Raw genomic sequence first — 9,833 nt, forward strand, 5'->3', positions numbered from 1 at the left:
TTTTGGTCCACGGCATGGTGTCCTCCCTCGAATCTTTGCAAATCCGAAGGAATCACAAGCCGGCCAAAACCGCTCACCCTTTTTCGGTCAGGCTCTGAGGAGCCCGCCGACGGCGGGCGTCTCGAAGGATGCGCAAGGAAGCCAGCCGACAGTTCACGCTGCCGTGCTGCGCGGGCTCTCCGCTGTTTCCTTCTTGTCCGTCTCCTTGTCGCGGGACAGCCATGCCGGAAAACGAAGCAGGCGTTCGTTGCTGTCTTTCGGCAGCTCGATGGCAGGTTCATCGGGCGAACTCGGGAGGTCCAGCGCGACGTGGCCTGTTCGCACCGCATCCGCGCGCTGATCCAGTTCGCGCAACAGGGGATCGAGCACGCTGTCGATTTCGGTCGCCACCGACACCAGGAAACTATTGAGCTCGCGCGCCTCGGGCACGACGGCCGCAGCCGATTCGATCGCCTTGGAGAGGCCATCGACGACGGGCGCAAACGCGCCGGCGGCTTGCTTGATCCGGGTTTTGATCGCTTCGATCTCGACCAAAACGCGCTCACGCTCCCGCCTTTTCTTCTCCTCCGAAAGGCGGGCTTCAATTTCGGCGATCTGGGCCGTCAAGGTCGTGGCTTCGGATGCGAGTGCATCGCGTCTTCCGCGCGCGCGCTCGAGATCGCGGCTGAGATTGTCCACTAAGTCGTCCTTTCCAAACATGGCTTTGCTCCGTACGACAGCCGTTTTGGTCCGTAGGACGGCCGTGGCGCGAACCGCCAGCCTGGCAAGCTCAGCAAAGGCTGGACGGGCCGAAACAGGCATCAACTTCGGTCGCGTCACATGGGCCGACATGGTGATCCCCCACTCGTCCACATTAGGCGACGGCATGGTTAACAAGTGGTTAATGTCAACAGAAGATAAATGAGGCGCCACGCCGGCGGCGCCGCTTCGTCTCCTCGCTGCCATCCATTTCCGCTATACTGCGGTCGCATCACCCGGAGGCGCATCCCATGGAGCATGCAGCCAGCACCGACCGCAAACCCGAGCCGAAAAACCTCGTCATCTGCTGTGACGGCACCGGCAACGAGATCAGCGAGAACATCTCCAACGTCCTGAAGCTCTATCGCTGCCTGCGCAAGACGGACAAGACGCAGCCGCGGCAGATGGTGTTTTACGATCCGGGAGTCGGCACGGTGACGGAGCCAACGACGTGGCATCGCTGGAAGGCCAATATCAATATGGTGCTGGGGCTCGCCACCGGCTATGGGCTCGATCACAACGTGCTCAGCGCCTATTGCTTCCTGGTTCAGCATTACTCAGCCGGAGACAAGATCTACCTGTTCGGCTTCTCGCGCGGCGCCTATACCGTGCGGGTGCTGGCGGGGCTGATCCATAAGGTCGGGCTGGTCTCGCCGGAGCAGGTGAACCTCGCGGGCAGCGGCCTCATCGCCTACAAGCAATATTCCGGCACCGGGCGCGGCAACGACGTCGAGGACCTCAGCGACGTCACTTTCGACGATCAGGGGCCGCTACCGAAAGACCAATTCGACCTCGCCGCGCAGTTCGCGCGCATCACCTCGACGCGCTGGCCGACCATCCATTTCGTCGGCGTCTGGGACACGGTGGCGAGCGTGATCGTGCCGCGCGCCGACCGGCTGTATTGGCCGAGCTTCGAGGAGCTCGCCTTCACGCTGCGCAATCCCAGCGTCAAAATCTTCCGGCAGGCGATCGCGATCGACGAGCGGCGCTGCATGTTCCGCCTCAAAGCGTATGACGCGCCGCAGGAGTTCTGGAGCAACCGCTATGTGCCGGACGAGAAGAAGGTGCCGCAGGACATTCTGCAGGTGTGGTTCGCCGGCGTGCATGGCGACGTCGGCGGCGGCTATCCGGAAGCCGAGAGCGGGCAGTCGAAATATCCGCTGCTGTGGATGATCGAGGAGGCGGCAAAGGCGGGGCTGAACTTCAACCCGCGCACGGTGAACCAGCTCGCCTTCGGCATCCAGCGCAAGAACTCGCCGTTCAGCTATGTCGCGCCCGCTTTTACCGGGAAGACAGGCGAGCTGCACGATTCCATGACGCTCGCTTGGCGGCTGCTGGAATATTTGCCGAAGCGCGCGAAGTACAAGGAGTGGCCGGAGCGGAAGGTGGTGCTCGGCTTCTACATTCCCAATAGCGAGCCGCGCGTCATTCCGGAAGGCGCGCATGTGCATGAGAGCGTGGTCAAGCGGATGGCGGTGGGGCCGGACTATCGGCCGGTGAATCTGCCGAAGGATTTTGTGACCGTGCCGATGCCGGTGGGGCCGCATGGGGGAGACGATGCGGGCATACTGCCACCCTCCCCTGGAGGGGGAGGGTCGGCTCACATGGAGCGGAGCGAAATGTGAGACGGGGTGGGGTGGCAGTCTCTCCACGGAAGCGCTGTCCGTGGGGAGAGATCACCCCACCCCGCTCGCGCTGCGCGCGATCGACCCTCCCCCTCCAGGGGAGGGTGGCAGCCCGCTACCGCCGCTTTGTTCTTTCGCCGCTACTTTTCGTTAAAATTCTCAAGCCTGCTTTAGCGGGATCGCATCATCTCTCTTCCAACATTGGAACCGATCCCCGCGATATCTGCGGAATTGGAGGAGAGTGCCAATGTATCCGCGCAAATATGCCCGCGTGAAACCTTCGGGATTGGTGTCGCGCCAGGCCAAGATCATCACCGACCCGCGCGCGCCGGTGATTCCCTGCACGCTGATCGACTATTCGCCCGGCGGGGCCTGCGTCGATCTCGGCGGGCAGGTGAGCATCCCCGATCGGTTCGAGCTCTTGCATGTCAACACCAAGAAGCGCTGCCGCATCGCGTGGAAGCGCGGCACGCGGGTGGGCGTGGTGTTCTGAGAGAAGACCGAGCTGCTTGCTCACCCTCCCCTGGAGGGGTCCGGGACGAGCCGCGCTACGCCCGCATCCGCGCCTTGGTGCCCGCGACGATCTGCATGGCGACACCGCCGATCCAGCCGAGCAGAGCGAGCCAGGTCCAGGCGATGTGCGGATCGAGGCGGAGCACGATGACGGCGACGGAGGCGAGCGCGGTAAGCGTGGCGCAGAGCGTGCCGGCCGAGCTCAAAAACTCCGCGGCGTCGATCTGGCTGTGCGCCTCGTCGAACGGCATTTGCGGCGTGTCGATGCCGATATAGAAGCCGATGAAGCCGAGCACCATCATCAGCAGCAAGAACCCCTGCGTGGTGAGCGTGGGGATCGCCGATCCCACATAGGCGCCGACGAACAATCCGCACGCCGCGCCCGCCATCGCAAGACCCACGCGCTCGAACACATGGGCAGTTTTGCGAACACCAAAACGCATGGCCGGCCTCCGTGAGCCGTTGAGGGGACGGAGGTTAGGCCAGTTTTGCGGGAGGTGGAAGGTGAGCGGGGTTACGGATGCGTGAGTTTACTCCCCCGCACGCGGCGCCGCATGCGGGGAGAGGTGAAGAAATCACCGCGCCCCGAACGTGGTCCTGCCGAACAGCGCCTTTTGCGTCGAGGGCTGCGAGCGCCAATATTGCGGCGGGGCTTCGACTTCGCCGCCGAGTTCGGCGGCCGCGTGCCAGGCCCAGCGCGGGTCGTAAAGCAGGCCGCGGGCGAGCGCGACCATGTCGGCCTTGCCGGATGCAACGATCTCCTCGGCTTGCCTGGCTTCGCTGATCAGGCCGACGGCGATGGTCGGCAATTCGGTCTCGCGCTTGATCGCTTCCGCAAACTGCACCTGATAGCCGGGGCCGAGCGGAATCTTCTGAAGCGGCGAGACGCCGCCGGAGGAGGCATCGATCCAGTCGACGCCGCGCGCCTTCAGCGCTTTCGCAAATGCGATGGTCTGCGCCAGGTCCCAGCCGCCCTCGACCCAGTCGGTCGACGACACCCGCATGCCGACCGGCTTGTCAGCAGGGAATGCGGCGCGCACCGCATCGAACACCTCCAGCGGAAAGCGCATGCGGTTTTCGAGGCTGCCGCCATATTCGTCGGTGCGCCGGTTCGAGATCGGCGACAGGAACTGATGCAGGAGATAGCCGTGCGCGCCGTGCACCTCGATCGCGTCGATGCCGAGGCGGGCGGCGCGCTTTGCTGAGTCGGCGAAGGCGTTGCGGATGCGTTTGAGGCCCGCGGCGTCGAGCGCCAGCGGCGCGGCCTCGCCCTCCTTGTGCGGCACGGCCGACGGCGCAACCGTCTGCCAGCCGCCGTGTTCAACCGGAATCAGCTGGCCGCCCTCCCAGGGCCGCGCGCTCGAGGCTTTGCGGCCGGCATGGGCGAGCTGCATCGCAATGGCCGTGGAGGAATATTTGCGCACCGAATTGAGGATCGGCTTCAAGGCCGCTTCGCAGGCGTCGCTGTAGAGTCCGAGACAGCCCGGCGTGATGCGGCCGATCGCCTCGACATGCGTCGCCTCGATGCAGAACATCGCCGCGCCCGACAGGCTGAGATTGTTGATGTGGGTGAAGTGCCAGTCGGTGGCGACGCCGTCGTCGGCCGAATACTGGCACATCGGCGACACCACGACGCGATTCTTCAACGTCAGGCCGCGCAGCTTGATCGGGGAAAACAGGACGGACATGCGGGGAGGTTCCAAAGGATGGAGGGGCAATGGCAGGAGTGTAGTGAGCGACGTGCGGATTGCTAGGCGCGCGGGGCGCCACGCATTGCGCTGTTGGCTTGGTGCGAGCCCGCCTCCGCATCGGCAATGACGGGGAGAGACCGCCGGCTATTCCACAAGCGTAAACTGCAGCAGCAGGGTCCGCTGGAGCATCGAGAAATTGTCGTCGGAGATCAGGGTCAGCACGGTCTCGCCCCCGGCCGTGACGTGGGCGTCGATGCCTTCCATGTTGTCGATCTCGTGGCCGAGATCGGCGGCGAACAGCGTGAGGCCGTCGACCAGGGCACCCGGCGCGATTGCCTTGAGCGGGATCGCGCGGATGCGGATATTGACGCCGGTGAACCAGGAGAATTTGCGCTCGAGGATGAGGAGATCGCCCGAAGGCAAAAGCACGGCGTCGCTGATGTCGAAGTTTTCGGAGCGCCGCACGCTGAACTGGCCCGGCGCCGGGCCGCCGATCAGGAAGGCTATGAGGTTGCCGTCGGCATCGAGCCCGCGCTCGGAGAAGGCGACCAGCGTGCCGGCGAGCGGTTGGCTCTGGCCTTGCCCTTTCGGCACCATGACCATCGCCTCCAGCCCCTTGTTGGAGGGCAGCTTGCGCAACGCCGGCGGCACGGCAATCACCTCGCCGCGGGCGCGGGTGCCGCCCTTGGCGAAATCGTAGCGCAGGATCTGGTTGACGCGCTCGAGCCCGACATAGACGAGGTTGCCGTCGCGCGCGAGCGCCTCGGTGTCGTACCAGAGCCGCTTGTCCGTGATCGGCCGCCCGTCCGCACCGAGCAGCGGCGCGGCCTCGACGTCTGCGAGCCCAACCATCTCGCGGCCGGAATAGCGGATGGCACCGGTGAACCAGCCGCCCTGGTCGGAGATCGCGAGGAAGCGTTCACCTTTGTTGTCGAGGAAGCGGATACCGGACAGGCCGCCAAAACCGCGATAGGGCGAGGTCAGCACCAGGCCGCTGCGAAAATCCAGCGAGCCGAAGCGCGTGCGCGCCCGGTCGCGCGGCTCGAAATTGGGGATGATGCGCGCATTGACCTCGACGCTGACGGGCGCGGCGACGGCGTGCTCGAGCTGGAGCGCACGCGGCGGCTCGGTCACGGGCTGCAATTGCGCTTGCGCTCGCGCCAATCGCGGCATCGTCAGAATGGAAAATCCCGCCGCCGCGTGGCCGAGAAAGCTGCGGCGGGACGAAGCTGCGCTCACGAATGCAGTTTGCGGCGCGGCCGGCTGGCCGGCTGGCTCGGCGCGGTGTTGGTCTCGCTGAAGAGTTCGGCGAGCTTCTCGGTGATGGCGCCGCCAAGCTCCTCGGCGTCCACGATCGTCACCGCGCGGCGGTAATAGCGCGTCACATCATGGCCGATGCCGATCGCGATCAGCTCGACCGGCGAGCGGGTCTCGATCTCCTCGATGATGTGGCGCAGGTGCCGCTCGAGATAGTTGCCGGGATTGACCGACAGCGTGGAATCGTCGACCGGCGCGCCGTCCGAGATCATCATCAGAATCTTGCGCTGCTCGGCCCTCGCCAAGAGGCGCTTGTGCGCCCAGTCCAGCGCCTCGCCGTCGATGTTCTCCTTGAGGAGCCCCTCGCGCATCATCAGGCCGAGATTTTTCCGCGCACGACGCCAGGGGGCGTCGGCGGATTTGTAGATGATGTGGCGGAGATCGTTGAGGCGGCCGGGATTGGCCGGCTTGCCAGCGGCAAGCCAGGCCTCGCGCGATTGCCCGCCCTTCCAGGCGCGCGTGGTGAAGCCCAAAATCTCGACCTTGACGCCGCAACGCTCCAGCGTGCGGGCGAGGATGTCGGCGCAGGTGGCGGCGACCGTGATCGGACGTCCGCGCATCGAGCCGGAATTGTCGAGCAGCAGCGTCACCACGGTATCGCGGAACGTCGCCTCCTTCTCGTGCATGAAGGACAGCGGGTGATAGGGATCGGTCACGACGCGCGACAGCCGCGCGGGATCGAGGATGCCCTCTTCGAGATCGAACTCCCAGGCGCGGTTCTGCTGCGCCATCAGGCGGCGCTGCAGGCGGTTTGCGAGGCGGGCAACGATGCCCTGCAGGTGCGCGAGCTGCTTGTCGAGATAGGCGCGCAGCCGCTCCAGCTCGTCATGGTCGCAGAGGTCTTCGGCGGCGATGACCTCGTCGAATTTCGGCGCAAACGCATGGTATTCCGGCCCGCGCGGCTCGTTGGCCCCGCGCGAATTCGGCCGCGTCGCCTCGCCCGGCGTCTCGTCGTCGCCGAGTTCGCCGTCGTCGAAGGTGTCCGAAGTCGAGGCCTGCGCGCTTTCCATCGCGCTCTCGCTCATCTCCTCCGACGTCGCCTCGGCCTGGTCGGCGCTCATCTCCTGCGCGGCGTCGGAATCGGGCGAGCCTTCGGCGCCGGACTGGTCGTTGTCGCCGTCCTGGTTCTCGTCGTTCTCGTCATTGTCCTCGGTGTCGGCGTTACGCTCGTCGCCGAGCTCGAGCGCCGACAAGAGATCGTGCACGGCATCGCCGAACCGGGTCTGGTCCTCGAGCACGCCGTCGAGCCGGTCGAGCCGCTTGCCGATCCTGTCTTCGAGAATGGGACGCCAGAGGTCGACCATCTTCCTGGCGGCCGCCGGCGGCGCCATGCCGGTCAGGCGCTCGCGCACCAGCATCGCCAGCGCGTCGGCCAGCGGTGCATCGGCGCGGTCGGTGATCTCGTCGAACTTGCCGCGATGGAAGTGATCGTCGAGCATCGCGGTGAGGTTTTTCGCAACGCCCGCCATGCGGCGCGCGCCGATCGCCTCGACCCGCGCCTGCTCCACCGCCTCGAACACGCCGCGCGCCTGCGGATTGCCGGGCATCAGCTTGCGATGCACTTTCGGATCGTGACAGGCGAGCTTGAGCGCGATGGAATCGGCGTGGCCGCGCACGACCGCGGCGTCCCGCTTGGTCATCTTGCGCGCAGGCTCGGGCAGCCGCGCCTTGCCGGGCGCAAGGCCCGGGCGCTCAGCGGCGAAGGAGACGTCGAGCTCGGGCGTCTTCGCGATCGCCTTGAGACAGGAGGCGACCGAGCGCTTGAACGGCTCGGTCGGGGCTTCCTTGCTGCTGCGGAATTTGGAATTGGAGGTGGTCATCTCACCCTATCCGTCGTCCCGGAAGGCCGGGACGACATCTCAAACCTTTAGCTCAGCGCCACGTTCACCGCCGATTCCGGCAGCTCCGCGTTGAAGCAGCGCTGGTAGAACTCGGCGACCAGCGGACGCTCGAGCTCGTCACATTTGTTGAGGAAGGTGACGCGGAAGGCAAAGCCGATGTCGCCGAAGATGTCGGAGTTTTCCGCCCAGGTGATCACCGTGCGCGGGCTCATCACCGTCGACAGATCGCCGTTGGCGAAGGCGTTGCGGGTGAGGTCGGCGAGACGCACCATCTTGTTGACGATGTCGCGGCCCTCCTGGGAGCGATAGTGCTTGGCCTTGGCCAGCACGATCTCCACTTCCTCGTCGTGGCTGAGATAGTTCAGCGTGGTGACGATCGACCACCGGTCCATCTGGCCCTGGTTGATCTGCTGGGTGCCGTGATAGAGACCGGAGGTATCGCCGAGGCCGACGGTGTTCGCCGTGGCAAACAGCCGGAACGCCGGATGCGGCTTGATCACCTTGTTCTGGTCGAGCAGGGTCAGGCGCCCCGAGACCTCCAGCACGCGCTGGATCACGAACATCACGTCCGGGCGGCCGGCGTCGTATTCGTCGAACACCAGCGCGACGTTGTTCTGCAGCGCCCAGGGCAAAATGCCGTCGCGGAATTCGGTGACCTGCTTGCCGTCGCGGACCACGATGGAGTCCTTGCCGACCAGGTCGATACGGCTGATGTGGCTATCGAGGTTGACGCGCACGCAGGGCCAGTTCAGCCGTGCGGCGACCTGCTCGATATGGGTGGATTTGCCGGTGCCGTGATAGCCGGTCACCATGACGCGGCGGTTGCGGGCAAAGCCCGCGAGAATGGCAAGCGTGGTGGCGCGGTCGAAGCGGTAGTCGGAATCGACTTCGGGCACGTGAGGATCGACTTCGGAATAGGCCGGGACTTCGAGATCGCTGTCGATCCCGAACACCTGGCGCACCGACACCTTCATGTCGGGCAGACCGGAAACTTCCTCAACTTTGGACAGAGCGGCGGTCGTCATCAATCCTCCGAGGTCCCGGGCGGTCCCGAAACCGGTTATTTGCACGTTGGCTGCGGCTGGGTGCTGAAAATCAACCTATCAGAGACAACGAGCGGGCAGAAGCCCGCCCCCTAATCAAAGTTCCATTGTCTTTTCATTTAGATAGGCAAGGAACGCAGTTTTTGGAGGGCTGCCTTGCGAATCACGCTCGAATTTCGGGCGGTTGACCCCTTTGCCTGCGCGGATGGCACTGTTGCCGCATGCACTTACCCATGTAGGGTTTGACTTCCAGTGCTCCAGCCCCATCATTGAGACGACGTGACATCCTTCCTCGATCCCCTTATCGCCTTCGTCTCGGCCCATGCGTGGCTGGCCTATCTGACCCTGTTTCTCGCGGCGCTGCTCGAAGCGGTGCCGGTGGTGGGGTCGGTGATCCCCGGCTCGACCATCATCCTGGCACTGAGCGCGCTGGTTCCGGGCGGCGAGCTTAAGCTGCCATGGGTGTTGCTGGCGGCCGCACTGGGGGCAGTGCTCGGCGACGGATCGGCCTATTGGATCGGGCACCGGCGACAGCGCGAGATCCTCAACACCTGGCCGCTGACCAGCTACCCGCGCGTGGTCGAGCAGAGCGAGAATTTCTTCCATCGCTTCGGCACCTGGGCGGTGTTCTTCGCCCGTTTCGTGCCCCCGATCCGCGCCTTCGTGCCTGTTACCGCGGGTGCGCTCGGCATGGCGCCGGCGAAATTCTACGCGGTGAACATCCCGGCGATCCTGGCCTGGGCGCCCGCGCATGTGCTGCCCGGCGTGCTGGCGGTCTCAGCGCTCCACGAATATGCCGGGCTGCATCATCACGGCCATATCGGCAAGCACATCTGGATGCTGACGGTGGTAGGGGTGGCGATCGTGCTTGGCGTGGGAGTGTTGATCCATCGCCGGCGCAACGGCGGTAGCATCGCGGCGGCCAAGCCGCGGGCGTAAATCTTACCCTCCCCTGGAGGGGGAGGGGGTCCAAACCGGCTACATGGGTAACAGACTAGACCGGCGACATGGGTAACAGGTCAACTATTCGGCAAGGAGGGCTTGCCGATGGCTTGGAAGGAGACC

Annotated in this window: 9 protein-coding genes; 3 read left to right on the plus strand and 6 right to left on the minus strand. The window is 65.1% G+C overall.

Going from position 1 to position 9,833, the window contains the following annotated elements:
* Nucleotides 1–153 precede the first annotated feature (153 nt).
* A complete protein-coding gene (locus tag IVA78_RS00310) occupies nt 154–831 on the minus strand; it encodes a hypothetical protein (protein ID WP_247463648.1) in 678 nt (225 codons plus the stop codon).
* A gap of 158 nt (nt 832–989) precedes the next feature.
* Between IVA78_RS00310 and IVA78_RS00315 the strand changes: the two genes are divergently transcribed.
* Nucleotides 990–2,363 carry a DUF2235 domain-containing protein gene (locus IVA78_RS00315; RefSeq protein ID WP_247463651.1) on the plus strand — a complete coding sequence of 458 codons (1,374 nt, stop codon included), beginning with the start codon at nt 990–992 and terminating at the stop codon, nt 2,361–2,363.
* Between the two features lie 247 nt (nt 2,364–2,610).
* Nucleotides 2,611–2,856, plus strand: a complete 246-nt coding sequence (locus tag IVA78_RS00320) for a PilZ domain-containing protein (protein ID WP_247416988.1) — start codon at nt 2,611–2,613, stop codon at nt 2,854–2,856.
* Nucleotides 2,857–2,911: 55 nt separating this feature from the next.
* Here the strand turns inward: IVA78_RS00320 and IVA78_RS00325 are convergent, their stop codons facing one another.
* The 5 genes from IVA78_RS00325 to cobS all read right to left on the minus strand — a co-directional run bounded on the left by IVA78_RS00325 (nt 2,912) and on the right by cobS (nt 8,750).
* Nucleotides 2,912–3,319 (minus strand): hypothetical protein, encoded by a 408-nt coding sequence (locus IVA78_RS00325; protein ID WP_247276304.1) that lies wholly within the window; start codon nt 3,317–3,319, stop codon nt 2,912–2,914.
* A gap of 132 nt (nt 3,320–3,451) precedes the next feature.
* Nucleotides 3,452–4,564: an NADH:flavin oxidoreductase/NADH oxidase gene (locus IVA78_RS00330; RefSeq protein ID WP_247463654.1), complete on the minus strand. Its 1,113-nt coding sequence runs from the start codon at nt 4,562–4,564 to the stop codon at nt 3,452–3,454.
* Between the two features lie 147 nt (nt 4,565–4,711).
* Nucleotides 4,712–5,806, minus strand: coding sequence for an esterase-like activity of phytase family protein (locus IVA78_RS00335; protein ID WP_247463657.1), 1,095 nt, complete (start codon nt 5,804–5,806; stop codon nt 4,712–4,714).
* Nucleotides 5,803–7,704, minus strand: a complete 1,902-nt coding sequence (gene cobT, locus IVA78_RS00340) for a cobaltochelatase subunit CobT (protein ID WP_247463660.1) — start codon at nt 7,702–7,704, stop codon at nt 5,803–5,805. The genes IVA78_RS00335 and cobT overlap by 4 nt, the downstream gene beginning before the upstream one ends.
* A 47-nt stretch (nt 7,705–7,751) precedes the next feature.
* Nucleotides 7,752–8,750 carry a cobaltochelatase subunit CobS gene (gene cobS, locus IVA78_RS00345; RefSeq protein ID WP_247276300.1) on the minus strand — a complete coding sequence of 333 codons (999 nt, stop codon included), beginning with the start codon at nt 8,748–8,750 and terminating at the stop codon, nt 7,752–7,754.
* Between the two features lie 297 nt (nt 8,751–9,047).
* On the opposite strand from cobS, the gene IVA78_RS00350 reads away from it, so the two are divergent.
* On the plus strand, nt 9,048–9,707 hold the full coding sequence (locus tag IVA78_RS00350) for a DedA family protein (protein ID WP_247276299.1): 660 nt from the start codon (nt 9,048–9,050) through the stop codon (nt 9,705–9,707).
* The last annotated feature ends 126 nt before the right edge of the window (nt 9,708–9,833 follow it).

The organism is Bradyrhizobium sp. 137 (assembly GCF_023074095.1).
GTDB lineage: Bacteria > Pseudomonadota > Alphaproteobacteria > Rhizobiales > Xanthobacteraceae > Bradyrhizobium.